Genomic DNA, 23,931 nt, shown 5'->3' on the forward strand with positions numbered 1-23,931 from the left:
CCCCCGATGGAATCCGACTGAACCTGGAGTACCGACCGTGTCGTTCATCTCGGCGCGGCGCACCGGACGGCGGGTCTCGCGGCGGTTCACCGGCCGCGACCTCGCCGTACTCGGTGTGCTGCTCGGCATACCCGTCCTGCTCGACATCGCCATCGTGTGGGGACCCACCCTCGCCTCCGTCGTGCTCTCCTTCACCAGCTGGGACGGCATCGGTGACATCAAGTGGGTCGGTACGCAGAACTACGAGAATCTCTTCACCAACTACCCGCAGTTCTGGCCCGCCGCCCGGCACAATCTGCTCTGGCTCGCCTTCCTGGGCCTGGTCGCCGCACCGTTCGGGCTGCTGCTCGCCGTACTCATCGACAGGGGCGTGCGCTTCAGCCGCTTCTACCAGTCGACGCTGTACATGCCCGTCGTGCTGTCGCTCGCCGTAGTCGGTTTCATAGCCCAGCTGATCTTCTCCCGTGACCAGGGAGCCCTCAACGCGGTCATCGGGGACACGAAGTCGCCGACCGACTGGCTCGGCGATCCGAACCTCAACATCTGGATGGTCCTGCTGGCCGCAGCCTGGCGGCACACCGGCTACGTGATGATCCTCTACCTCGCCGGGCTCAAGGCCGTCGACCCCTCGCTGAAGGAAGCCGCGGCGATCGACGGGGCGGGCGAGGCCCAGACCTTCTTCCGCATCGTCTTCCCCACGCTGAGGCCGGTCAATGTCATCGTCGGCGTCATCACCGTCATCGAGTCCCTGCGAGCCTTCGACATCGTGTACGCCGTCAACCACGGCCGCAACGGACTCGAACTCCTCTCGGTGCTCGTCACCGACAACATCATCGGTGAGGCCAGCCGCATCGGATTCGGCTCCGCCATCGCTGTCGTCCTGCTGGCCGTCTCCCTGGGATTCGTCGTGACGTACCTGGTCCAGGAGCTCCGAGGGGAGAAGAACCGTTGACCGTCCACATCGCCCCCGCCCGCCCCACCGCACCACCTGCGCCACCGGCCCCCGCCGTCCGGCGCCGGCTCCGCCCCGGCAGGATCGGCGTCCACGCCTTCCTGATGGCGGTCTCCCTCGCCTTCCTCGCCCCGTTGCTGCTTGCGGTGTACGCCTCGCTGCGGCCGTACGACGAGACCTCGGCGCACGGCTACTTCTCGCTGCCGCGCCACCTCTCCCTCGACTACTACCGGCAGGCGTTCTCCGACTCCGGCATGACGAAGTACTTCGTCAACACGCTGATCATCGCGGTCCCGGGGGTACTCGTCACCCTCTTCCTCGCCTCCTTCGTGGCCTTCGCGCTGGCCCGGCTGAAGATGCGCGGCGGGCTCCTCCTGCTCATGCTTTTCACCGCCGGGAACCTGTTGCCGCAGCAGGTGATCGTCACGCCCCTGTACGTCGTCTTCAACCGCATCCCACTGCCCTACTGGATGTCCGACTCGATGACGATGTTCGACTCGTACTGGGCCGTCGTCACCGTGCAGATCGGCTTCCAGCTGGGCTTCTGCGTCTTCGTTCTGGCCAACTTCATGCGCACCCTGCCACAGGAGATCCTGGAGGCCGCGATCGTCGACGGCGCGGGCGTCTGGGCCCAGTACTGGCGGATCACCCTGCCGCTGTGCCGCCCGGCCCTGGCCGCGCTCGGCACGCTCCAGTTCACCTGGATGTACAACGATTTCCTGTGGGCACTGGTCTTCATCTCCGACGGCGACAAGCTCCCCATCACCTCGGCGCTGAACAATCTCAGGGGCCAGTTCTTCACGGACTACAACCTGCTCGCCGCAGGCTCGGTGATCGTCGCTCTGCCGACGCTCGTGGTCTTCCTGCTGCTCCAGCGCCACTTCATCGCGGGCCTCACGCTGGGCTCCAGCAAGGGGTAGCTGTTGACCTGCGAAAACAGCCTTACGAGCCAACTCCGACGAGATCCTTTTGATGCTCTGATGGGGCGGCACACTTGGTCTGCTCCGGGCGGTCGGCGCGTCCGGCAGGGTGCTTGCCCCACCACTGCTGGGAGGCTGGGGAGAATCTGGGGAGATCTTTTGGGAATCAGCTTCGGTGGCACCCTCGAACCAGGCATCCATCGCTGCCCTGCCGCGCCCGTCGGCCTCCGGCATGAAGTGCGCGTAGACCCTCAGCGTGATCGCGGGGTCGGCATGACCAAGCCACTTCGACACCGATACGACCGACTTGCGCGCGTCCAGCTGGACTGACGCGTAGGTGTCCTTCCCCTCGCAGCGTGGAGTCCGCGATTGCAGGGGAAGTTGAGGCTCATGGGGTCCAAGAAACGGGCGTACGACGCCGAGTTCCGTGAGGGTGCAGTACGCATCGTGATCGAGACGGGGAAGTCAATCCCGCAGGTCGCCGACGAGCTCGGAGTCCACGCGGGCACGCTCCACGGCTGGGTCTCGCGCCGGCGCCGAAACGGGTCGGCATCCTCCGATCGGCCCGCACCCGAGACCGCCGGCGGGCGGATGCGGGGGAGCGAGCGGGGCGAACTGGAGCGGCTGCGGCGGGGGATGAGCGAGAAGAACAAGCGGATACGCGAGCTGGAGATGGAGCGTGATGTCCTCAAGCGATGCATGGTCCTCTGGGTGAAGTGACCGAACAGGCACCGGCCGAGATGGCCGCGTTCATCGGTAACCAGAGGACCGAACACCACGTCCCGCACCGTCTGGCATGCCGGGTGCTGGGGATCTCGGAGTCCTGGTTCTACAAGTGACGCCGGCCGCCCGTCACCGCCCGCCAGGTGCGGAAAGGGCAGCTGTCTGACGCGGTCCGGCGGATCTTCGACGGCTCGGGGGTACCTACGGCTCCCCGAAGATCTGGATCAGGCTGGTGCGGGAGGGCTGGCGCGTGTCGGTGAACACCGTCGCGAAGCTGATGGCCGAACTCGGCCTGGCCGGGCGGACGCCCTGCAGGCGACGGGGCCCGACCCGGCCCGGCAAACGGGCCGCTGCCCCGGACTTCGTGCGCCGGGACTTCACCGCCACCGCTCCTGACCAGGTGTGGGCGGGCGACATGACGGAGATCGTCACCGGGGAGGGCAAGCTGTATCTGGCCACGGTCATCGATCTGTTCTCCCGCCGGCTGCTGGGCTATGCGATGGGCGAGCGCCACAATGCCGAGCTCGTGGTCGCATCCCTCAACATGGCCGCCGCCACCCGCGGCGGCCATGTGAAGGGCGTGATCTTTCATAGCGACCGCGCAGCGAGTATGTCTCCCGGCGGTTCAAGCGCGCCTGTCGGCGCCTGGGCGTAACGCAGTCCATGGGCCGGGTCGGGTCGTGTTTCGACAACGCCGTCAGCGAGGCGTTCAACAGCGTGCTCAAGGTCGAGTGCGTCCACCGGCATACCTTCGACAGCCGCACCGAGGCCCGGCTGAGGATCGCGACCTGGATCACCGGGTTCTACAACACGCATCGACTACACAGCGTGTGCGGATACCGCAGCCCGATCGACTACGAACAAGACCACCCGACCGACTCTGCTCTGGAGCTGGCCGCATAGAAGATCTCCACAGTTCGAGGGGATTGACACTTGACGGCTACGCCGGCTCCGGGCAGCCGGGGGCTAAGCAAGGGGGCGGGGGTATGGGAAATCACCCCCCAGCTACCGACAGCGATGTCACGGGTACGCAACGTCATGGGAAGGCCCATGCAGGTCGGCAGCGTGCCGGACCAGTAAGGAGACGGCATGCCCGAGTACACGCCCAACGCCAAGGGCCCCGCACCGGCCCAGTACAAGCCCGCAGCGACCGAAGCGACTGGTCCGGTGCGGGTTCCGCTATCGGAGGTCAAGCCCGAGGACATCGCCCCGCTGGCGATCGAGTACCGGGACGGTATGTCCGTGATCGTCGTCGGCAGCGGAACCGTGCTCCCGGCGGGTCTTACTGCGGTGGACCGGATAGTTGGTTCATCTTGCGCACGCGAGGTGCAGGCGGGGGGCGCCCTGCGTCGGCTCCTTCGCGACGGGGTTCTTGTGAGAATCGAGAGCGAGGGCAACACCGCCGAATACCGTCTGGCATCTGACTGAGTGCGGTCCGCTGCCAAGCCTCGCCTCATGCCGCTTCGTACCGGTGGGCCTGGCCGCCGCGCCACTCGACCCAGTACGGGTCGTCGAGGAGGTGCTCGGCGTCGTAGATCCCGGCCCGCCGGAGGAATTCGACGAGGTCGCCGTCATCGTGGGCGAGGCCGGCGATCTCGCCGTTGATGGTGACCGCCCGGCCGCCGGTGGTGGGCGCCGGTCGGTGCACGACTATCGGGGCGCTCATGTCTTCAGGGTGCGACGGGCGCCCACTCACAGCACCCCGAGCTCGGTGTCCGGTCGGCAGTGAGCGCAGGCCCGGATGCCTCTGGCGAGCGCGGCGAGGGCCTGCTCGCGGCTGATGGCGTAGCACTGTCCGGCGTGCACCTCGATGGGGCGGGCGCCGAGCCCGATGCCGAGCTCTATCACCCAGTCCGGTGTTGGCTGTCGGCGCTCCTCGCCCTGCTGCTGCTCGGCTTCGCGCTGCTCGACCGCCGCGATCGCTTCGTCGATCCGACCCGGCCACATGGCATACCAGGTCCGCAGAGTGCGGAGGCGTGGCAGATCAGGCGGAAGGTCGCACGTGTGTTCGAGTCTATCGCTGTGCCAGCTGCGCGGAAGCCCGACGAGCGGAGCCGCATGGATGCCGCTGGCCTGCTGCGGGCCCTCGGCGTATCGCGGCCAATGTATGCCCCGCCGTAGAATTGTCAGGGAGATTGCGCCTTGTCAGACATCCAGTTCAGGCGGGCCTCGCGCGATTGATCCCGCCAAGGGCAGGTGGGCCAGATGAGTCACCATGTGAGCCAGGTGCCCATCAGCGACATCACAGTGGCCGCTTCGGCTGTGCGCTGGATTTTCCCCGTCGGCATAGCAGTGGTCGTAGTCGCTGCTCTGATTGGCCTCGTCTGGTGGGATACGCGCCGTCGGTCTCGGGCACGACAGCAGGGACCACGGGCCGAGCCTTCCTCCCGAAGCGACGAAAACTTGAGGGCTGCAGATGATTTCGGGGAAGGCCTCAGCCCATATGAGATCAACCGGCCCTCTTCGCCAAGGGACGCACGCAAGGATGACGACGGTGGGGCTTTTGGCAGTGGAGGACCCGGCGGCTGACGGGTCGGCTGTCACCCCCGTCGGCGGGGGCACCTGCGTCCGGCCCCGTTGTCATACCGGCCCAGTACCGTGGACTCATCACATTCGCGCCTATGGCTGGGCGCAGCTACTGAACCGCCCCGCCCCCGGAACAGCGCCCGGGTGCGGGGCGGACGCGCGTCAGCTGTTGCCGTCCGGCTCGGGATGCAGGACGGCCTTCTTCGCGGCCATCTCCAGTTCGAACCGGGAAACTCCTGCAACTTCGGCGTGCGCGGTCACCGCGGCCTGGAACTTTGCCGGCGCCTCACGCCACGGCGCCCACGCCTTCTCCGTGTACGGCTCGGCGAGGGCCTTGCGCTGCTCCTCCACGGCGGAACGTTCCAGCATGATCAGATCTTCAGGGATGTCGATTGCCACGGCCGGATCGTAAACAGCGGCACTGACAATCGACCGGAGCCGCGCAGGTCAGGCCGCTGCGACGACATCCGACCGGACCGCGGCTTCCCACTCCACCAGCAGCCGCTGGTACTCCACCTCACCCTCTGGCGACAGCGGGCCAGCCGCCCACAGCGCACGAATGTCCGCATTCACCGCGGCGGGGGAGCGCACAGGCGTGGCAGGCGAAGGTGTGATCGGCATGGGAACAGGCTATGAGGCAGGACTGACAATGGCGCCGACCGCGTTAAGGGCGAGATGCCATGGGAAGCCAGCGGCGTTGCCCTGTTTCGGCGGATGCGACTCGTACCCGCCCGGGCCGTCGAGGAAGAGCACGCCCTGGCTGCGGAGGTCAGCAATGCTACGGGCCACGGCCAGTTGAGCGCCCTGCTCCTGATTGAAGTACGGCATTGCGACCACCGGCACGCCCATGTGTACGCCCTCGGATACCAGCCCAAGAGCCACTGTGTCGGCGATGCCGTTGCCCCACTTGTTCAGGCTGGTGCAGCTGAGCGGAGCGACGAGCATGGCGTCGGCCTTTGGCAGCGCGTCTTTCTCCCAGGGGAGCTTGTACCGCGACCGCACGGGGTGCCCGGTCAGCTTCTCCAGCTCGCCCATTCGCGGCTCCCACCAGGTCGCAGCGGCTGGCGTCAGGATCAGGCAGGTATCCCAGCCGTGGGCCTGTGCTTGCCGGACGCCCGCGTCACTGATCCGCACTTTGGCGAGTTGCTTTCCCCCGGCCTCAACCAGGGCTATGTCGTGGTGGCCTTCGGCCCAGTCCACCCCACAGAAAACTGGCGTCGGTAACCCGACGATCTCCATCCGGCTCTCCTTCGTCTCGGCTCATTTCCCAGGCCAGAGCCTGTGCAGGGTGCGCGTGCTCCCTAATGGAAGTGCTCAAGGCACGTCATCCCACCAGCCGTTCGCAACCCCAGCGAGTCATACGATCCTCGGTCCATGTCAGAGCTGAGGGCTCAGGCAGAGGTGAGAGGTGATCCGCATAACCGGTTCGGACTACGAACAGCAAACCGCGGAGCAGTCAGATACGGGCCTGCCTGCACAAACAGGACCACGTGAATGCCGTCGGAGACGGATCTGTACCTGTTCTTGCACACTTGAGGTCCATGCTGCTGGGGGCGAGCCAGCCTCGTCTTGTCAACAGGACTCTGAGGTCCGGGCCTACTCAAAGGCTCGGCTCGCGCCCTGAAGATCAGCTCCCGCCGACCTTCGCTTCCCATTAGCCTCGGGCTTTCACGGCGACTGTTGTCCGATGGGTGATCAGAAAAGAGAAAAGTGCTCCTGACCTGCAACGATTGGACATGTCTACGGTCCAGTCAGCTGCGTGGAAAGAAGCACTTCTCAGGTGAACACTACCGGGTCGTACCCGCGTGTCTGTGTCGAGGGCAACGGTCGCGGGGTCGTCTCACAAGCCGGCTCGGTTCTGCCGGTGGAGACGGTCCGCAGAAGCGGCCTGGATACGGCGCTGTCAGCTGCTCTCCAGCACTGACGTAAGCCGCGTGCGGTGCACGACCCGGGCAAGATCCGGCTGATGATGGCCGGCTTGGGGCCGACCCTCATCCTTGGGATTCAGCGGCTGTAGCGCGGCGGAAGGACAAGGCGGGGGTTGGGGTCGAGGAGTGTGTCGGCCGGGCCATGCCTTTCAGCGAGTTCGCGGATGTCGGGGGCGTCGAGCAGGAGCAGGCGGCCCTCGTCAACGAGCAGTTCGCCGTCGACGACGATGGTGGGTGCGTCGAACTGGCAGTCGCAGTGTGCGTGGCCGGGACCACGACGATCGGCCGTGCCGCCGGGTGTGAGACCGTCGAGGCCGAAGTAGAACGCGCCTGCGTGCTTCTCGCGTTCGAACTGAGTGCCGCCTGCCAGACGCACCTTGGGGTTGAGGCCGATCAGTGCGTGCCGCATGTAGTAACCGTTGGGAGAGTATTGCTCGAGCTCGGCCGCCCCTTGAATGTCAGTTACCTGGTTGGCGGTCAGCTCGACGGTGGTTCGCTGGGCGGGGACGCCGGTGGCTGTGGATTCCTCGATGACGGCGATCCCATCAGTGCGATCGGGGTAGAAGTTGACGCCGCCGTAGGGAAAGGGGCGCCACATGCCGGAGGTGAGCGGGGCGTGGTGTCCCGAGGTCGTGAAGTCACGGAAGGTCAGGTCGGTGCCGAGAGCGGTGGTCACGCGGATTTCGGACGCTGCGGCGAGCTTGGCGGTGGCTTTGGCCTCGATCGCGAAGTAGAGGTCGAGGGGGAAGCGGGCGCCGGTGGCCAGGGCTGCGGCGGTCGCGGTCTGGTGCAGTGAAACGAACCTGGCCTTGTGCCGGGCGATCTCATCGAAGAACAGTCCGGCCGTGTGCACCTCTCCCCACCAGGTCAGTGAGATCACCACGTCGGCCGCGGCATGGGCGGCGGGCAGGAGCGGCGAGGTCGGCTGCCGGTCGTGGCCACCCGCGCTGAAGGCCGGCACGGACAGGATGTGCACGTCGGCCAGGCGGTAGGCAGCCGCGGCCTCGATGGCCTGGATTACCACGGGATCGACGCCGTGCTCCGTCAGGACGAGTACCTGCTCGCCCGGCTTGACCGCCGCGTACTCCATGAGGTTGTGGGTTCCGGGCATCAACTCGGCGATGGACAGGGGCGAGGCCGTCGGTGTGTCGAGATAGCTGAAGAACGTGGTCATGAGGGTTGTTCCTTTTTTGTGGGGAGGATGGTCAGGTCTCGGCCGGCACCGGTGCCGACGGCCGCCTGGAGGAGAGCCAGGGCCACCAGGACCAGGAGCGGGGTCGTCCAGGTGCCGGTCAGATCGTGGAGGACGCCGAGCAGCAGCGGACCGGCGGCGGCCACCAGGTAGCCGATCGACTGGGCCATGGCGGCCAGGGCTGCGGCCTGGGGCTCGTCGGCCGCCCGTTGGCCTTGGAAGGTCAAAGCAAGGACCAGGCAGGTGCCGCCGCCCAGGCCGAGCAACACGCCGGCGACGAGGGCCAGGCCGGGGTCGGCCGCCAGCAGTGCGAAGCCGAGAGCACACAGTGTCGATGCCGCCGCTGCGAGACTGCGTTGGTTGGTCCATCGGCGGGTGAGGACGGGAAGTGCGCTGCTGGAGAGCAGCCCCGCGAGCTGGAAGACGAACAGCAGCCAGCCTGCGGCGCTTTCGCCGGTCCCGTGGTCGTGCACGATGCTGGGCAGCCAGGCGATGGTGGAGTAGAAGCACAGGGACTGTAGTCCCATGAACACGCTGACCTGCCAGGCCAGCCAGGACCGCCACGGACTACGGGCCCGTGCTCGCGCGCTGGAGGACATCGTGTTCAGCCGTCCTTGCTGCGGCAGCCACACGAGCAGGGCCGCCGCGGCGAGAAGGGCCCAACAGCCCAGCGCGGTGTGCCAGCCTCCGGGCAGGGCTTCGGCCAGTGGCACCGACACCCCCGACGACACCGCGGCGACCAGGCCCATCGCCGTGACGTACAGGCCGGTCACCTGGCCGACGCGCGCGGGGGGAACGGCACCCTTGACCACTGCGGGCAACAGGACATTGCCGCCGGCGATGGCGGCGGAGACAATAACCGTGCCGCCGAACAGGAACACCGCCCCAGGCAGCGAGCGAACCAGCAGCCCGACTATCAGCAGCAGCAGAGAGCCGCCCAGGACTCGAGGCGTTCCGTAGCGGTGGGAGATCCGGCCGACCAGCGGCGAGGTGGCCGCGAAGGTCAGCAGCGGCAACGCGCCCAGCAGCCCGCCCCAGGCCCCCGACAGCCCCGTCGAGTGCTCGATGCCGGGCAGCAGGGAGCCGACGCCGGTCAGTGCGGCCCGCAGGTTGGCCCCGATGAGCACGATGCCTGTGAGCGCCCCCGCACCCGCTGCCACCCGCGGGGTGGGCACGCGCTCGCGGTCAGCCGCAGCGGTGCGCGAGCTCATGCAAGCCGTCCCTCCTCGCCGTCCAGCCTGTTGGGGAACTGGGGGGCGTATCGGGGATCAGGGCGACGACGAAGTGGTCAACCGGGTCGTCATTGGACTCGGGATGGTCGTGGAAGGCCAATGTGCCGTCCTTTCAGAGGGGTTCGGCTTGGGTTCCAGGTGAGCCTGCCTCCCGCGAGCCGCATGTGTAAAAGAACTACCGATCATGTGCTTTATAGTTTTCACTTATGGAGCTTCGGCAGTTGCGGTACCTGGTGGCAGTGGTGGAGGAGGAGAGCTTCACCCATGCCGCCATCCGGCTGGGTGTCACCCAGCCCAACGTCAGCGCCCAGATCCGGCACCTGGAACGAGAGCTGGGCGAGGAACTGCTCGACCGCCAAGGACACATGGTGCGGACCACCGCGGCCGGCGCCGCTCTGCTGCCTCACGCGCGCGCCGCCCTGGCCGCCGTGGACTGCGCCCGCGCCGCCGTCGATGAACTCGCCGGGCTGGTGCGCGGACAGGTGCGCGTGGGCACGGTCGCCTCCATCGCCCCCATCGACCTGCCTGCGGTGTTCGCCGACTTCCATCATCAATACCCGGGAGTGAACCTGTTCCTGTCGGAAGGACCGTCTGGCCAGCTGGCTCAGGACCTCCGCGCCGGACACCTGGACTTGGCCATCATCGGCGAGGCCCCGCTGCTCACAGGCACCGCCACCCAGGTCATCGCCCATGAGGCACTGGCCCTCGGAATCCCCGTGTCCGATGTGCTCGCCGGGCCACAACCCGTCCCCTTGGAGCTGCTACGTGAGCGGCCCCTGGTTTGCCTGCCGAAGGGAACCGGTGTGCGGGCGTGCCTCGAGCAGGCGTGCCAGAAGGCCGGATTCCGCCCGCGTATCGCCTTCGAGGCCGGGGACCCGCACATGGTGGCCCGGTTTGCCGCCCACGGCTTGGGCATCGCCGTACTGCCCGAAACCACTTTCGCCCCGCGCTCCCCCCGGCTGCGAGTGGTTCCCCTCATGCGAGCTCCGCAGGTACGCCTGACGCTGGCCTGGAGATCACAAGGGCCCATCAGCCCGGCAGCCCGAGCACTGATCGGGCACACGCGTGCAACGCTCCCGGATCTGTGACGACACGCATCGACCACGCCCCAGGGGAACACCAACCCGCTGTCACCACAAGCACGTTCATGACGTCCCCGGCAGACCATCATCGGTCGCCGCTCGTCGGTGTCCAGCTCGTTCGTCCTCGCCCGCTCGTCCCTCGCGGCCTGCGGGCGCTCCAACTGGACACCCTCCGACGCGGCAACCACACCCGAACGACTGCCAGGAAGCCCCGAAAAATCGCCCCGGGAAGTGTCGCACCCCCCGGATGCGTCAGCCTGCCAATTGACAGGCCCGGCCCTCATGGGTGCAACGATGAGGCTTGTCTAAGGTCCCAGTCGTACCAGCAGGGAGGCACTTTCTGCGTGCACACTGCCCGGTCACGCCCCAAGCTCGTCGTCAGTGCCGACGGGCACGGGGTGGTCAACCACGCCGGCTCGCGTCTGCTGGCGGATCTGGCCGACGCCACTTCGCTGACCAGCGCCTTCAGCGACGCCCTGCGCCCGCTGCGACCGCGCGGGACCGGGCACGCTCCCGGCCGCGTCGCGGTGGACCTGGCGGTGATGCTCGCCGACGGAGGCGAGGCGATCCGGGACCTGGCCGTGCTGCGCGACCAGCGTGACGTGTTCGGCCCGGTCGCCTCCACCCCGACCGCCTGTCATGCATCCATGCCGCAAGAGCCTCAAGGAAGCGGTCGAGGCTCTGGTTCTCCCATTCGTGTCCCCTGCGGAGGTAGTCCTGACGCAGTTCTCGAACGAAGGAGACCAGTTCGTCGCGGCTGCGGACTTCGTCGTCGGGAGTCAGTGACATGCAGCGAAAGTACCTTGCGCCTCGTGCCTCAGAACGCTTGACGAGCAATAGGAGCATCAATCGCGCCGACCGCATCGAGGGCGAGATGCCACGGGAAGTCCTAGGCATCGACTTCGTCGCGGCTGTTGCCCAGGCCCTCCGGAGCGACGTCGCTGTGCTGACGGGACAGCCCTACGTGACCGAACTGCAGCAGGGCCGCCTCACCGAACTCGTGCGCCATGCCGACGCTCGTGGTCTTCCTGCTGCTCCAGCGCCACTTCATCGCGGGCCTCACCCTGGGTTCCAGCAAGGGGTAGCCCAGGTCTCAGTGGCCCCGGTCCGTCGACTGCTGCGGTACGACAACCAGGAACGCGTCCTGCTCCAGATCCATTACCACCTCGGCCGCCATGCCCTCGCAGCGGCGGGCGGCCGCGAATTCCTCCGCGGGCCAGCTGCCTCGCGGTCCTCCTGCGGGAAACCGCTCAAGTACTGTGCGACGCACGGTGTACCCCCTGGTCGTCGTTCCGGCCTGTCCGCTCCAACGACCCTCCGCCCGCCCCCGTTACGGCTGTGCGGACGGCCGGACTCGCACAATGGGGCGCCGTCCACGGGTATCCGGTGATTCCTTTCGGGTAACAGCATCGCCACAGCCGGGTTTTCACGGCAGGGTGTTGCGGGCAAGTCACAGGGGGCTACGGAAGAGGGGGAACCGTGATCGTCTGGATCAACGGTGCGTTCAGCGCGGGCAAGACGAGCGCCGCGCGCGAGCTGGTCGATCTGATCCCGAACAGCACGTTCTACGACCCTGAGCTGATCGGCGCAGGGCTGCGGTATCTGCTGCCCCAGAAGAGACTTGCCGAGGTGACGGACTTCCAGGACCTGCCGATCTGGCGGCGTCTGGTGGTGGACGTCGCCGCGGCCCTGCTCGCCGAGGTGTCCGGGGTGCTGGTGGTGCCGATGACACTGTTGCGACAGGAGTACCGCGACGAGATCTTCGGAGGGCTCGCCTCCAGGCGTATACCGGTGCACCATGTCCTGCTCTCACCTGAGGAAACGATCCTGCGTAAACGGATCGCCGACCGGGTGGAGTTCGCCGACGACCCGGAGCACAGCGAGCGGATCCGGCAGTGGGCCTACGAGCACATCGAGCCCTACCGGGCGGCGCTCGGCTGGCTCACCCGGGACGCCCACACCATCGACACCGGCGTGCTCACTCCGTACGAGACGGCAGAGCGGATCGCGGAGGCGGTCCGCACCGGGGCGGCCACCGCATGCGAGATCGTGCAGACGCCCGAGCCGACTGCGGAGACCGTCGCGGCAGGCGTGCTGCTCTTCGACGAACACGACCGGGTGCTGCTCGTCGACCCGACGTACAAGCCCGGCTGGGAGTTCCCGGGCGGAGTGGTCGAGGCCGGCGAGGCACCGGCGCAGGCCGGGATCCGTGAAGTGGCCGAGGAGATAGGCATCCATCTCGAACGGGTGCCGAAACTGCTTGTCATCGACTGGGAGGCGCCCGAACCACCCGGCTACGGAGGGCTGCGGATGCTCTTCGACGGCGGCCTGCTGGCCGGTGCGGACGCCGAGCGGCTGCTGCTGCCCGGATCCGAACTGCGGGGCTGGCGGTTCGTCACCGAGGAGGAGGCGGCCACCATGCTTCCTCCGACCCGGTACGAGCGGCTGCGCTGGGCACTGCGCGCCAGGGAGCGGTCAACCGTGCTCAATCTGGAGGCCGGAGTCCCGGTCGGCTGAGGCACGCAGCACTGCGGCGGCGTCGACGGTGAGGGGATCGCCGTGCCCGAAGCAGACCGTGGCCGGTTCCAGCGCGGCCAGCCGTCGGAACGAGGCCACGGCCTGCGCCCGGTCGATGTTGAAGACGCCCGGCATCACCTGACCGACCCCGGCCACGCAGTCGCCGGTGAACAGCACTCCGTGGTGCGGCAGATGGATACCGATGGAGCCGGGGTGTGACCCGGCGCGTGGACCACACGGGCTCCCGGTCCGAAGCGGATCTCGTCGCCGTCGGCCAGCTCACGGTCGACACGCGTCGGCGGGGCCGGGGGCGCGGTCAGCGCATGCTCGTACCAACGGGCGTTCCCGGTCCAGCAGGGCGGGGCCGGCGATCTCCTCCTCGCCACGGATCACCGGGGCGTCCAGCCGATGGGCCAGGATCTCGGCGCCGTGCCGGTCGGCGAGCACTTGCGCGGAACGGTAGTGGTCGCGATGCCCATGAGTGACGACGATCCGGCTGATGCCGTCGGGGTCCAGGCCGAGGCCGCGCACCGCGGCCTCGATCGCGGGCGCCGCATCGATGTCGCCCGCGTCGAGCAGAGTCAGGTCCGCGCCGTCGCGCCACAGATACGCCTGGCCGATGGGGAAGCGGAACATGTGCAGTTGGGGAAGTACCTCGACGAGATCCATACGGCGAACGTACGCGGACGTACCCGAGCGCCGCCAGGATCTACGCACTGGGCGAGCTTCGCTCAGCGCGTGGTGCGGCTGCACAGACGGCCCGGAAACCCGCGGGACCGGGCGTGAACCGGAGTCAGCGCCAAGGGATGTTCCGCCACGGGCTGCCCTCGTTCTCCGTCAGGAGACGGTGAGCGGCGACGTTCTGCTCGTAGAACGTGCCGTACTGCTCGTCGTCGAAACGCAGTACCCTGCCGAGCGCGTACGCCGCGGAGAAGCTCTCCCACGAGTCATAGGCCGACTTGCTCAGCGCCCCCGCGTGCACGATCGCCTGCTCGGCCTCGTGCGGATGGCAGAACCGGGCCGACAGCCCCCAGCGGGCCAGGTTCACGGCACGCCCGTAGTCGTAGGCGACCGTGGTGGTGACCACGCCGTCCGGCGGCAGCAGCCCGTCGGCGCGGAACCTGGCCTCGTACCGGACTATGCGCCGCACAAGCTCCTCGATGTGCGTGACCGTGTCATGGCCCAGCCCGATGTCCTGGGCATGTCCGGCAGCGGTCTCGCGCCACAGGCCGGCGGGCGGCGGCCCGCCGAGTGCGGCCCGCAACTGCTCCCGCACCCGGAGCGCGAAATCGGGTTCCGGCGGACTGTTCCGACCGTCCAGCAGGACGTTCAACTGCCGTTGCCAGCCGTTGCGTTCGGTGATCCCCCACATGTCGCGGAGCAGTTCGAGCTCCTCGACGTATCCGTGGTACGCCGTGCCGACCTCGTTCCACGGCACACCGTTCCCGATCGCCAGATGCGCGCCGCAGGCCAGACCGTAGGCGAGCGGCCCGTGCAACGCGCCGTGTCGCAGCGCGATCAGCTGGTCCCCGTGCGAACGGTCGTTCTCCGCGTAGTACCGGAGCCACATCGCGCGGTGCTGCGGAGTGGTGGGGAGAAGGATCTGAACCGGGCTGCCGGTGTTGACCGACAGCAACTGCTGCGGGTCGCGCCAGCCGAACTCGGCGATCCACTTGAGGGAGACCCGGTGGAACACCCACTCCGGATGCCAGGGCGGCAGCATCCCCTGAGTGAGCACCTGGCGCCCGTGGCGCCCCGCCTCGTCCCGGTGCGAGCGCCAGACAATCATGTCGGGATCCGCGTCGACCTCCGCCTTCGGCGCCCAGATGTAGAGGTCCGCACCGGCCAGTACCCGCAGCTGCGCCTCCACATCGCCGCGCAACCCGGCCTCGTACAGCAGATGCTCGGTCATGGTGGGTGAGGCCCAAGGAGCCCCGTACGCAGAGTTGTGGGGGAAGTGGGGGAGCGGGTGGGGGTTCATGACCATGGGATGTTCCGGTATGGGCTCGTGGGGTCCTGGGTGAGGATGCGGTGCTGGGCGAGCGACTCCGCGTACTTCGTCCCGGAGCGGTCCTCGTCGAAAAGGATCATCCGGGTCAGCGCGTAGCCGAGGGAGAATTCCTCCCAGGAGCCGTACGCCCGCCGTGCCAGTTCGCCGATCCGCAGTACGGCCTGCTCGGCCTCCTGAGGGTCGCAGTAGCGCGCACCCAGCGCCATCCGTACGACATTGACGGCACGGCCGTGATCGAAGGCGGACAGCGTGTCGATCCGGCCTTCGGGAGCGAGGACGCCGTCGGCGCGGAACCGCTCCTCGTACCGCGCGATGCGCCGAAGCGCCTCGTCCGCCTCGGCCAGGTCGGCGGCGGAGGTGCGGCGCCGGCTCAATGTCGTGGTGACGCCTTCGGACCACTCCTGGTGGGAGGGCGTCCGCTCCAGGCGGTCGGCCAGAGTGCGCCGGATCCGGAGCACCGACTCATCGCTGCGGCCGATATGGCGGGTGGCCATCAGCGCGTCGAGCGTCCGCCGGTGGTCGGCGCGGTTTTCGATCCCCCATGGACTGCGCAGCCATGCGATGTCCGTCTCGTAATCCGCGTAGGCGGCGCCGAGCTGGTTCCACACGAGGCCGTTGTGCACGGCGAGATGGGCGCCGATGGCCAAGCCGTACGCGACCGGGCCGTACAGCGGACCACCGCTGTGCGTGAGCAGCCGGCCCGCCGGCGGGCCGCCGGACCGTGCATCGGCGGACAGCCACGCCCTGCGGTTCTTCGGGCGGGCCTCGACGGTGATCGCGCACGGCGTCGCGAGGTTCACGCCGAGCCGCCATTTGCTGTCCGGCCAGCGGTCGGCGAGTTCAGTGAGCGTCGTCCGCCGGAACACCCAGTCCGGATGCCAGGGCGGCAACATGCCGGACGTCAGCACGGGGACGCACATCCGTCCGGTCACGGTGTCGTACTGCGAGGGGAGCGGGGCGGTGAAACCAGGGGTGTCGGCGTGCAGTCGGGCGACCATCACGTGGAGCCGGCAGCGGGAGAGTGCGTCGAGCACCGCTTGCGTGCTTCCGCTCGCCCCGGACTCCTGCAGCAGTCGTTCGGCCTCCGTCGGCGGCGCCCAGCCGATCCCTGTCCCCGTTGTCACGGGCCGATCCTATGGAACCGGGCCCGGACCGACCCATGGAGGGTGGTCCGGGCCGACCCGAGGAGCACGTCCGGACCAGGTCCGCCGCGGACGGGGCGGCGGACCGGTCGAGCCCTGCGAACCGGAGGTCCGCAGGAACACGGCGCGATCAGTGACGCAAAGTCAGGCCTGCTTGGACTCGGCGTAGTTCCGCAGGAACAGGGCCTCGGCGAGCGAAAGCCGCTCCAGCTCCTCGGGTGAGACGCTCTCGTTCACCGCGTGGATCTGTGCCTCCGGCTCGCTCAGGCCGATCAAGAGGATCTCGGCCTGCGGGTAGAGGGCGGCGAGGGTGTTGCAGAGCGGGATCGAGCCGCCCATCCCGGACGTCTGCATCTTCTCGCCGGGGTACGCGGCCTCCATCGCCTGAGCCATGGACGTGTACGCCGGGCTGGAGGTGTCGGCGCGGAACGGCTGGCCCTGGCCCACCTGTTCCACCGACACCCTGGCCCCCCACGGGGCGTGCGCCTCGAGGTGAGCGGTCAGCAACTCGGTCGCCTTCGCGGCGTCCTGGCCCGGCGGCACCCGCAGACTGACCTGCGCTCGCGCGCTCGCCTGCAGCGACGGTGTCGCGCCGACCACCGGCGGGCAGTCGATACCGATGACGGTGACGGCGGGCCGCGCCCAGATCCGGTCGGCGACCGTACCCGTGCCGATCAGTCCGACGCCGTCGAGGACCTTCGCGTCCTTGCGGAACTCGGCCTCCGCGTACTGCAGTCCGTCCCATTCGGCGTCCGTGGCGAGCCCGTCGACGGTCGTGGTGCCGTCCTCGGCGCGCAGCGACGACAGCAGCTGGATCATCGCCGCCAGCGCGTCCGGGGCGGCGCCGCCGAACTGTCCGGAATGCAGGTTTCCTTCGAGGGTGTCGAGCGTGACCCGCAGCATCGTCATGCCGCGCAGCGTCGCGGTCACCGTCGGCAGACCGACCCGGAAGTTGCCGGTGTCGCCGATGACGATCGTGTCGGCCGTCAGCAGATCGGGGTGCGCCTCGGCGTACCGCTCCAGGCCGCCGGTGCCCTGCTCCTCGGAACCCTCGGCGATCACCTTGACGGAGACCGGGACGCCGCCGTTCGCCTTGAGGGCGCGCAGGGCGAGGAGATGCATGATGAAGCCGCCCTTGCAGTCGGCCGCGCCGCGGCCGAACCAGCGGCCGTCGCGCTCCGTCAGCTCGAACGGCGGGGAGAGCCAGGCGGACTCGTCGAGCGGCGGCTGCACGTCGTAGTGCGCATAGAGCAGTACGGTCGGGGCGTCGGCCGGGCCGGGCAGGAAGCCGTACACCGACTGGGTGCCGTCGGGGGTGTCGAGCAGGGCGACATCCTGGAAGTCCTCGGCGCGCAGCGCGTCGGCGACCCAGTTGGCAGCCGCCTCGCACTCGCTCTTCGGGAACTGCGCGGGATCCGCCACCGACTGGAAGGCCACGAGCTCGGTCAGCTCCGCCTTGGCACGGGGCATCAGCGAGGCAATGGTCTCGGAGATCGGACGGGCGGTCATGGGCACGCTCCTCGTGGGTGCGACGTTATGTATACGAATCCGGGTACATGTACACCGAGTGTGCGGCATTGCATGTAGGACGAACGCACGGTCGATCCTCCCACAGCGGGGGCCGGGCCGGGCGCGCCGTAGGATGCCGTGAGCAGCATGGGCCACTGGTGGGATCGGGAGCAGAAGCACATCGTGAGCAGCGAGAACGCAGACGCCGTACATGAGCACGAAGAGTCGACCGTGTGGGACGTCGTCGTAGTCGGTGGCGGACCGGCCGGAGCCTCCGCGGCATACGCTGCAGCGGTCGCCGGCCGACGGGTACTGCTCCTCGAGAAGGCGGAACTGCCCCGCTACAAGACGTGTGGCGGCGGCATCATCGGGTTTTCGCGTGATTCGCTGCCGCCCGGATTCGAACTGCCGCTGCGGGACCGGATTCACGCGGTCACGTTCTCGCTCAATGGCAGGCTGGCACGGACCCGCCGCTCCAAGCGGATGCTCTTCGGGCTCATCAACCGCCCCGAGTTCGACGCGGGGCTGGTCGAGGAGGCGCAGAAGGCGGGCGCCGAGCTCCGTACCGGAGCGACCGTGACGAGGGTCGAGCAGCACGGCGCCGCGGTGCCGGACCGGCGCACGGTCGCCGTGGTGCTGTCCGGCGGCGAGACGGTCCTGGCCCGCGCGGTCGTCGGTGCGGATGGCAGCGCTGGGCGGATAGGAGCCCATGTCGGGGTGAAACTCGACCAGGTGGACCTCGGCCTGGAGGCCGAGATCCCGGTTCCGGAGACGGTCGCGGAGGACTGGGCGGGGCGGGTGCTGATCGACTGGGGCCCCATGCCCGGCAGTTACGGCTGGGTGTTCCCCAAGGGCGACACCCTCACTGTCGGCGTGATCTCGGCGCGGGGTGACGGGGCGGGGACCAAGCGGTATCTGGAGGACTTCATCGCCCGGCTCGGTCTCGCCGGCTTCGAGCCGAAGATCTCCTCCGGGCACCTGACGCGCTGCCGCAGTGACGACTCGCCGCTGTCGCGCGGGCGGGTGCTGGTGTGTGGCGATGCGGCGGGGCTGCTGGAGCCGTGGACCCGTGAAGGCATCTCCTTCGCGCTGCGGTCGGGGCGGCTCGCCGGTGAGTGGGCGGTACGGATCGCGGAGTCGCACGATGCCGTGGACGCTCGACGCCAGGCGCTCAACTACGCCTTCGCCATCAAGGCCGGCCTGGGTGTCGAGATGGGTGTCGGACGGCGCATGCTGAAGCTGTTCGAGCGCCGGCCAGGGGTGCTGCACGCGGTGCTGACGGGATTCCGCCCGGCCTGGAACGCGTTCGCCGGGATCACCCGGGGAACTACTTCGCTGGCCGAGCTGGTCCGTACGCATCCGCTGGCGCAGCGGGCCCTGTCGGCGATGGACCGTTGACACCCGGCGCCTGATACCTGACACCGAGGGCGGGCCGGGCCGCACGGTCAGCCCTCGGTGATCCGGAAGACGGGGTGGTCCGGGCAGGCGGCCAGAAGTTCTGCGTCCGTGGACTTTGCGGTGATGCCCTGGAAGTACTGGTTGACCTCCCAGCCCCACCGCTCCAGGTAGGCGCGGACGATCAGCACCTTCTGCTCGTCGTCCGCGATCTCCACGGCCGTGAAGGTACGGATCTTCCGGCCCACCCGCAGCTCGCCCCCACCGGCGACCCGCATGTTGCGCACCCACTGGGAGTGGCCCCGCGCGGAGACCAGATACTGCGTGCCCTCGTAGGTGTGGGAGTTCACGGGGATGCGCTGCATCTGCCCGCTCTTGCGGCCGCGCACCGACATCTCGGCCGAGCCGAGAAGGCTGACACCGTGCCGGGCGAGCCAGCCGATGATGCTGTTCATCCGGACGTTGAACGCATTGCCCTGAAGGTAGTACGGCTGAGACATGGTGACTCCCCCACTGTTTTGAGAGCGGTGCTCTCGCTTGAGATCAGTGTGCATGGGAGTGGTGCTCGAAATCAAGAGCAGTGCTCTCGTTATTGTTCGGTGCTCTTTGGTCGTGGCAGACTGAAGACCATGAGCGCTATCCGAGGAGCCAGGGAACGGGCCCGTATCGAGGTCACCGCCGCCATCAAGGACGAGGCGAGGAAACAGCTCGCGGCCGAAGGCGCCGCAAAGCTTTCGCTGCGTGCCGTGGCACGGGAACTCGGAATGGTGTCCTCCGCGCTCTACCGCTACTTCCCCAGCCGGGACGAACTGCTCACGGCCCTGATCGTCGATGCGTACGACTCCGTGGGCGAGAGTGCCGAGGCCGCCCACCGGGCCGCCCGTGCCGACGCCGCCCCCCACGTCACCCGCTGGACGGCCGTGGCCCACGCCGTACGCGACTGGGCCCTCGCCCACCCCCATGAATACGCCCTGATCTACGGCTCGCCCGTGCCCGGTTACAGCGCACCGCAGGTGACGATCGGCCCCGCCTCCCGGGTCGGTCTCGTCCTGATTGCCGTCGTCGGCGAGGCCTACCGCACGGACGGTCTCGCCCTGCCGCCGCTCGCCGACGAGCTGCGCGCCGAGGCCGAGCGGATGGTCGCCGAGTTCGCCCCCGACCTTCCTCCGGAGGCCGTCGCCCCACTGATCGCTGCCTGGTCGCAGCTGTTCGGGCTGATCTCCTTCGAGATCTTCGGCCAGTTCAACCGGGTGGTGGAGGCCCGGGAGATCTTCTTCCGGGAAGCCGTCACCGAACTGGCCCGTACGCTCGGCCTGCTCGGCCCCCGAAGCAGCCAGAGGGGATGAGGCACGTCCTCGCCGACCCCGTCCGACGTACTCCACAGGGAGTACGGGCGATCACCACGCCCGGCTGACGCCTCCGTCGCGGCTCGCGGTCTAGCGTGGCCGACATGGAAGAGCAACGCTCACACTGGGCGCACGGGGAGCCGCCGCGCTGGCTGACGGGGGCGTCGGGGCGCTACGCCTCCCGGCTGCCCTGGCCGTCGACGATCCTGCTCGGTGCCGTCGTCATGGTCGGTTCGACGATCGCGGCCCGGGGGCAGATGGACGAGCGGGCGCCGCTGGACATCTTTGCGCGGCTGCTGCTCTTCCTGGCCGTCGCCGTACTTCTGCTGCGCCACCGCCACCCCGTGGTGGCCGTCTTCGGCAGTTCGGCCGCGGCGATGATCTACCTGGCGGCCGGCTATCCGTACGGACCGGTCTTCCTTGCCGTTGCCGTGGGCTGCTTCAGCGCCGTTGTCGCCGGGCACCGGCGGGCCGCTTGGACGGCAGTCGGGATGGTGTGGCTGGGGCACGTCCTGGTGGCTCACTGGCTCTACCGGTGGCTGCCGCCCTCCGACGACCATCCCGCCGCCTGGGGGCAGGAACTGGGCGTTGCCGCTTGGGTGGTGGCCATCATCGCCGCCGCCGAGTTCGTACGCGTGCGCCGGGAGCAGTGGGCGGATCAGCGCGCGGAGCGGGAGGCCGCGGAGCAGCGCCGGGCCGACGAGGAGCGGCTGCGGATGGCGCGCGAGCTCCATGACGTCCTGGCCCACAGCATCTCCGTCATCAACGTCCAGTCGAGTGTCGGGCTCGCGTTGCTGGACTCCGACCCCGAGCAGGCCCGTACCGCCCTCACCACCATCAAGGCCGCCAGCAAGGAGGCGCTGGGCGAGGTCCGCCAGGTCCTCGACACGCTGCGTACCCCTGGAGACGCCCCCAGGGCCCCGGCTCCCGGACTCGACAGGCTCCCCGAGCTCGTCGAACAGGCGGCGGACGCCGGGCTGACCGTCACCGTCGAGACCGATGGCGTACGCGGTGCGGTCCCGCCCGGTGCGGATCTCGCCGCCTTCCGGATCGTGCAGGAGGCGCTGACGAATGTGGTCCGGCACTCCGGATCGCGCACCGCGCAGGTCCGTATCGGTTACGAGCCCGGCCGCATCCGGCTCCGTATCGACGACGAAGGACCGGCCACCGGCAATGACGCAGGCGGCAGCGGCAACGGGCTGGCAGGAATGCGGGAGCGGGCCGCCGCACTGGGTGGCACGATCGAGGCCGGGCCCCGGGCCGACGGCGGCTTCCGGGTGCGGGCCGAGCTTCCGCTGCCGTCCGGTTCGCCCGGCGCGGCAGCGCGCAAGGAGGAGACAACGTGATCCGCGTACTGCTTGCCGACGACCAGCTGCTGGTCCGGGCCGGTTTCCGGGCCCTGCTGGACGCCCAGCCCGACATCGAGGTGGCGGGGGAGGCCGCCGATGGTGAGGAGGCCGTACGCATGGTGCGCGAACTGCGGCCGGACACCGTGCTGATGGACATCCGGATGCCGCATCTCGACGGTCTGGCCGCAACCCGTGCCATCACCGGGGACCCCGAACTGAGCGACGTCAAGGTGGTCATGCTCACCACCTTCGAGCTCGACGAGTATGTCTTCGAGGCGATCCGCTCCGGCGCCTCCGGCTTTCTCGTCAAGGACACCGAACCTGAGGAACTGCTGCGGGCGGTACGTGCGGTGGTGGTCGGCGACGCGCTGCTCTCACCGGGGGTCACCCGCCGGCTGATCGCCGAGTTCGCGGCCCGGTCCAAGGAGCCCGCGGCGGCAAACGGGCTGAGCGAACTCACCGAACGGGAAAGGGAGGTGATGGCACTCGTCGGCATAGGGCTCTCCAATGAGGAGATCGCCCGCCGGCTGGTCGTCAGCCCGCTCACCGCCAAGACCCACGTCAGCCGCACCATGGTGAAGCTCGGCGCCCGCGACCGGGCCCAACTCGTCGTGCTCGCCTATGAGTCGGGGCTCGTACGCCCCGGCTGGCTCGGTTGACCCGGCCACGACGGAGGGTGCGCGGCCGCCTGCACAGGTGCGGTGGCCGGCGGGCGAGAACTCTCCGTCGGCCACCGAGCAGCGGCTGCATGTACGGGGTGACCGGGAACCGGAACCCCACGTAGCTGCCGAAGAGTGCCGCGGCGACCGGCTGCGCCCTGACCCGGCTGCCGGAGCGCAGCACCCCTGGCCGGATCAAGGGGGTTCGCGCTGCGCCGCTCGATGGTGCTGAACGAACCGAGCACTGAGCGCCCCGTCGAGTGCTGCCCCGGACCGGCCTGCTGTCAGGACCAGGTGACTCCGGAGTTCTCGCACCAGAGCCGAGCCGGCTCCGGGTCGCCCGTCGATGTGATCGCCGTGAGCGGCAGCCGGTTCCAGAGCGTCAGATAGAGCTCCTCGGCCGTCGCGCTCAACTCGCAGTCCGCAGGGCCCTCTTGAGCTGCCGCTTCATGCCGCACCGCCAGCGGCGGCTCTGCCGAGAGCCGCACGGTCCAGGTGGCGTCCGTGTCCGTGGCCCGCACCCGCAGGGAACGCGGTGTGTCCGTACGCACTTTGCTCTTCGGACGGGTGTGGAACCCGCGCAGCAGCTCGTCGATTCCGTCCACCGCGTGATCGGCCGCCAACGGTGACCGCCGCCCACCGCGTGCCGACTCCGCGTCCACCCGGTGAATCGTGGTCTCGTGCGCCTGCCGCCGGGCCCAGAAGGCCAGGGGCGACGGCGCGGGCATGAAGGTCCAGCACTCCAGTCCGGTCGGCGCGGCCGCCAGTGCGTCGACCAGGAGGCCGTGGCCTTCGCGGAACCAGCCGAGCAGCTCGGGTCCGTTCAGATCCGGTTCCCCGCTGTCCGGGTGGTACGACGTGTGGCCCTCGACGACGAACGCGGTCGCCCAGCGGTGCACCATCCCGGTGTGCCGGAGAAGATCGCGCACCTGCCAGCCCGGACAGGTCGGCACCGGCGCTCCGGTTCCCGCCTCCTGCGCCGCGGTCGCCAGCAGCTGTCCCTCGACGGTCAGGGACTTGATGTGATCCGTGATCTCCATGGCCTCGATTGTGCCAGCGGTTCAGGCTCCCCGGGGGTGGGCGGTGCGAGTCCGGCTGCCGCCGCGCACCAGCCGTACGAACCAGCCGAGGGCGAGCGACTGCAGCAGTACGGACACGACCAGGGCGAGGTAGACGAACCAGGCGGGTCCGGCCGCCTCCGCGCCCCACAGCGCGCTGCCGATGAAGAAGACGAACACGGTGGGCGCCGCGAGGAGGAACAGCCAGACCCCGGCGAACGAGGCGTCCTCGTGGGCGACGAACAGGGTGTCCACGGCGACGAACACCGCGGCGGCCAGGACGAGGCCGAGGTAGATCAGCGAGGCGGCATTGCCGAAGGTCAGGCGCGCGAGCGCGCGGACGTGCCGCTTGTCGATGACCGGCTTGTTCATGGCCCGCTCCTCATGGAT

At 68.8% G+C, this 23,931-nt stretch carries 28 protein-coding genes and 4 pseudogenes; 15 read left to right on the forward strand and 17 right to left on the reverse strand.

Annotated features, from left to right (window positions below):
* Positions 1-37: 37 nt before the first annotated feature.
* The 8 genes and pseudogenes from ACFVYE_RS38925 to ACFVYE_RS38960 all read left to right on the forward strand — a co-directional run bounded on the left by ACFVYE_RS38925 (position 38) and on the right by ACFVYE_RS38960 (position 4,023).
* On the forward strand, positions 38-952 hold the full coding sequence (locus tag ACFVYE_RS38925) for a carbohydrate ABC transporter permease (RefSeq protein WP_114243146.1): 915 nt from the start codon (positions 38-40) through the stop codon (positions 950-952).
* A gap of 8 nt (positions 953-960) precedes the next feature.
* Complete coding sequence (locus ACFVYE_RS38930; protein ID WP_383972655.1) at positions 961-1,872, forward strand: carbohydrate ABC transporter permease; 912 nt, start codon at positions 961-963, stop codon at positions 1,870-1,872.
* Between the two features lie 390 nt (positions 1,873-2,262).
* On the forward strand, positions 2,263-2,592 hold the full coding sequence (locus ACFVYE_RS38935; RefSeq protein WP_383972615.1) for a transposase: 330 nt from the start codon (positions 2,263-2,265) through the stop codon (positions 2,590-2,592).
* Entirely contained in the window at positions 2,589-2,711 is a 123-nt protein-coding gene (locus ACFVYE_RS38940; protein WP_383972617.1) for a hypothetical protein, read from the forward strand. Before ACFVYE_RS38935 ends, ACFVYE_RS38940 begins: the two co-directional genes overlap by 4 nt.
* Before the next feature lie 89 nt (positions 2,712-2,800).
* A pseudogene (locus ACFVYE_RS38945) lies at positions 2,801-2,893 on the forward strand (IS3 family transposase); the annotation flags it as partial.
* Positions 2,873-3,250, forward strand: a complete 378-nt coding sequence (locus tag ACFVYE_RS38950; protein ID WP_389608559.1) for a DDE-type integrase/transposase/recombinase — start codon at positions 2,873-2,875, stop codon at positions 3,248-3,250. The pseudogene ACFVYE_RS38945 and the gene ACFVYE_RS38950, both read left to right, overlap by 21 nt.
* 8 nt (positions 3,251-3,258) lie before the next feature.
* Positions 3,259-3,498, forward strand: a complete 240-nt coding sequence (locus ACFVYE_RS38955; RefSeq protein ID WP_389608548.1) for an integrase core domain-containing protein — start codon at positions 3,259-3,261, stop codon at positions 3,496-3,498.
* A 186-nt stretch (positions 3,499-3,684) separates the two neighbouring features.
* Positions 3,685-4,023: a hypothetical protein gene (locus ACFVYE_RS38960; RefSeq protein ID WP_389608549.1), complete on the forward strand. Its 339-nt coding sequence runs from the start codon at positions 3,685-3,687 to the stop codon at positions 4,021-4,023.
* 25 nt (positions 4,024-4,048) lie between these two features.
* On the opposite strand, the gene ACFVYE_RS38965 is transcribed toward ACFVYE_RS38960, so the two are convergent.
* The 7 genes from ACFVYE_RS38965 to ACFVYE_RS38995 all read right to left on the reverse strand — a co-directional run bounded on the left by ACFVYE_RS38965 (position 4,049) and on the right by ACFVYE_RS38995 (position 9,452).
* Entirely contained in the window at positions 4,049-4,261 is a 213-nt protein-coding gene (locus tag ACFVYE_RS38965) for a hypothetical protein (RefSeq protein ID WP_383972621.1), read from the reverse strand.
* A gap of 26 nt (positions 4,262-4,287) precedes the next feature.
* Entirely contained in the window at positions 4,288-4,542 is a 255-nt protein-coding gene (locus ACFVYE_RS38970; protein WP_383972623.1) for a DUF6233 domain-containing protein, read from the reverse strand.
* A gap of 741 nt (positions 4,543-5,283) precedes the next feature.
* Entirely contained in the window at positions 5,284-5,520 is a 237-nt protein-coding gene (locus ACFVYE_RS38975) for a hypothetical protein (protein ID WP_383972625.1), read from the reverse strand.
* Between the two features lie 48 nt (positions 5,521-5,568).
* On the reverse strand, positions 5,569-5,742 hold the full coding sequence (locus tag ACFVYE_RS38980; protein WP_383972627.1) for a hypothetical protein: 174 nt from the start codon (positions 5,740-5,742) through the stop codon (positions 5,569-5,571).
* Positions 5,743-5,751: 9 nt separating this feature from the next.
* The gene (locus ACFVYE_RS38985) at positions 5,752-6,360 is read right to left on the reverse strand and encodes a flavoprotein (RefSeq protein WP_383972629.1); all 609 of its coding nucleotides are present in this window, start codon (positions 6,358-6,360) and stop codon (positions 5,752-5,754) included.
* Positions 6,361-7,125: 765 nt separating this feature from the next.
* Positions 7,126-8,223, reverse strand: coding sequence for a hypothetical protein (locus ACFVYE_RS38990; protein ID WP_389608550.1), 1,098 nt, complete (start codon positions 8,221-8,223; stop codon positions 7,126-7,128).
* Positions 8,220-9,452, reverse strand: a complete 1,233-nt coding sequence (locus tag ACFVYE_RS38995) for an MFS transporter (RefSeq protein ID WP_389608551.1) — start codon at positions 9,450-9,452, stop codon at positions 8,220-8,222. The genes ACFVYE_RS38990 and ACFVYE_RS38995 overlap by 4 nt, the downstream gene beginning before the upstream one ends.
* 227 nt (positions 9,453-9,679) lie before the next feature.
* Here ACFVYE_RS38995 and ACFVYE_RS39000 point away from each other — a divergent pair, with 227 nt between their 5' ends.
* Positions 9,680-10,561 carry a LysR substrate-binding domain-containing protein gene (locus ACFVYE_RS39000; RefSeq protein ID WP_383972635.1) on the forward strand — a complete coding sequence of 294 codons (882 nt, stop codon included), beginning with the start codon at positions 9,680-9,682 and terminating at the stop codon, positions 10,559-10,561.
* Positions 10,562-10,899: 338 nt separating this feature from the next.
* Positions 10,900-11,190, forward strand: a pseudogene (locus ACFVYE_RS39005) (IS1380 family transposase); the annotation flags it as partial.
* Positions 11,191-11,444: 254 nt separating this feature from the next.
* On the opposite strand, the gene ACFVYE_RS39010 reads toward ACFVYE_RS39005, so the two are convergent.
* Together ACFVYE_RS39010 and ACFVYE_RS39015 are read right to left on the reverse strand one after the other, a co-directional pair.
* Positions 11,445-11,606 (reverse strand): hypothetical protein, encoded by a 162-nt coding sequence (locus ACFVYE_RS39010; protein ID WP_389608552.1) that lies wholly within the window; start codon positions 11,604-11,606, stop codon positions 11,445-11,447.
* Positions 11,607-11,648: 42 nt separating this feature from the next.
* Complete coding sequence (locus tag ACFVYE_RS39015) at positions 11,649-11,825, reverse strand: hypothetical protein (protein WP_327276736.1); 177 nt, start codon at positions 11,823-11,825, stop codon at positions 11,649-11,651.
* 209 nt (positions 11,826-12,034) lie between these two features.
* Here ACFVYE_RS39015 and ACFVYE_RS39020 point away from each other — a divergent pair, with 209 nt between their 5' ends.
* Positions 12,035-13,072, forward strand: coding sequence for an NUDIX domain-containing protein (locus tag ACFVYE_RS39020; RefSeq protein ID WP_383970970.1), 1,038 nt, complete (start codon positions 12,035-12,037; stop codon positions 13,070-13,072).
* Here the strand turns inward: ACFVYE_RS39020 and ACFVYE_RS39025 are convergent.
* The 4 genes and pseudogenes from ACFVYE_RS39025 to ACFVYE_RS39040 form a co-directional block, all read right to left on the reverse strand.
* Positions 13,031-13,741: pseudogene (locus tag ACFVYE_RS39025) on the reverse strand (MBL fold metallo-hydrolase). The gene ACFVYE_RS39020 and the pseudogene ACFVYE_RS39025 sit on opposite strands and share 42 nt — an antisense overlap.
* A 124-nt stretch (positions 13,742-13,865) precedes the next feature.
* Complete coding sequence (locus ACFVYE_RS39030) at positions 13,866-15,059, reverse strand: DUF1266 domain-containing protein (protein ID WP_389608553.1); 1,194 nt, start codon at positions 15,057-15,059, stop codon at positions 13,866-13,868.
* Complete coding sequence (locus tag ACFVYE_RS39035) at positions 15,050-16,207, reverse strand: DUF1266 domain-containing protein (protein WP_389608554.1); 1,158 nt, start codon at positions 16,205-16,207, stop codon at positions 15,050-15,052. The genes ACFVYE_RS39030 and ACFVYE_RS39035 overlap by 10 nt, the downstream gene beginning before the upstream one ends.
* A 162-nt stretch (positions 16,208-16,369) precedes the next feature.
* Positions 16,370-17,734 (reverse strand): dipeptidase, encoded by a 1,365-nt coding sequence (locus ACFVYE_RS39040; RefSeq protein WP_383970961.1) that lies wholly within the window; start codon positions 17,732-17,734, stop codon positions 16,370-16,372.
* 183 nt (positions 17,735-17,917) lie between these two features.
* On the opposite strand from ACFVYE_RS39040, the gene ACFVYE_RS39045 reads away from it, so the two are divergent.
* Positions 17,918-19,132 (forward strand): geranylgeranyl reductase family protein, encoded by a 1,215-nt coding sequence (locus ACFVYE_RS39045; protein ID WP_383970958.1) that lies wholly within the window; start codon positions 17,918-17,920, stop codon positions 19,130-19,132.
* A 47-nt stretch (positions 19,133-19,179) separates the two neighbouring features.
* Here the strand turns inward: ACFVYE_RS39045 and ACFVYE_RS39050 are convergent, their stop codons facing one another.
* Positions 19,180-19,629 (reverse strand): nitroreductase/quinone reductase family protein, encoded by a 450-nt coding sequence (locus tag ACFVYE_RS39050; protein WP_383970955.1) that lies wholly within the window; start codon positions 19,627-19,629, stop codon positions 19,180-19,182.
* Between the two features lie 129 nt (positions 19,630-19,758).
* On the opposite strand from ACFVYE_RS39050, the gene ACFVYE_RS39055 reads away from it, so the two are divergent.
* From ACFVYE_RS39055 to ACFVYE_RS39065, 3 genes are all read left to right on the forward strand, one after another.
* Entirely contained in the window at positions 19,759-20,475 is a 717-nt protein-coding gene (locus ACFVYE_RS39055) for a TetR/AcrR family transcriptional regulator (RefSeq protein ID WP_383970952.1), read from the forward strand.
* 104 nt (positions 20,476-20,579) lie between these two features.
* Positions 20,580-21,821, forward strand: a complete 1,242-nt coding sequence (locus ACFVYE_RS39060) for a sensor histidine kinase (RefSeq protein ID WP_389608555.1) — start codon at positions 20,580-20,582, stop codon at positions 21,819-21,821.
* Entirely contained in the window at positions 21,818-22,483 is a 666-nt protein-coding gene (locus ACFVYE_RS39065) for a response regulator (RefSeq protein WP_383970946.1), read from the forward strand. The genes ACFVYE_RS39060 and ACFVYE_RS39065 overlap by 4 nt, the downstream gene beginning before the upstream one ends.
* Positions 22,484-22,556: 73 nt before the next feature.
* Here the strand turns inward: ACFVYE_RS39065 and ACFVYE_RS39070 are convergent.
* The 3 genes and pseudogenes from ACFVYE_RS39070 to ACFVYE_RS39080 all read right to left on the reverse strand — a co-directional run.
* Positions 22,557-22,710, reverse strand: a pseudogene (locus tag ACFVYE_RS39070) (MFS transporter); the annotation flags it as partial.
* Between the two features lie 57 nt (positions 22,711-22,767).
* Entirely contained in the window at positions 22,768-23,523 is a 756-nt protein-coding gene (locus ACFVYE_RS39075; protein ID WP_383970943.1) for a maleylpyruvate isomerase family mycothiol-dependent enzyme, read from the reverse strand.
* Between the two features lie 21 nt (positions 23,524-23,544).
* Positions 23,545-23,913 (reverse strand): SCO4225 family membrane protein, encoded by a 369-nt coding sequence (locus ACFVYE_RS39080; protein ID WP_383970940.1) that lies wholly within the window; start codon positions 23,911-23,913, stop codon positions 23,545-23,547.
* Positions 23,914-23,931 lie beyond the last annotated feature (18 nt).

The organism is Streptomyces sp. NPDC058239 (assembly GCF_042882185.1).
In the GTDB taxonomy this organism is placed as follows: Bacteria; Actinomycetota; Actinomycetes; order Streptomycetales; family Streptomycetaceae; genus Streptomyces.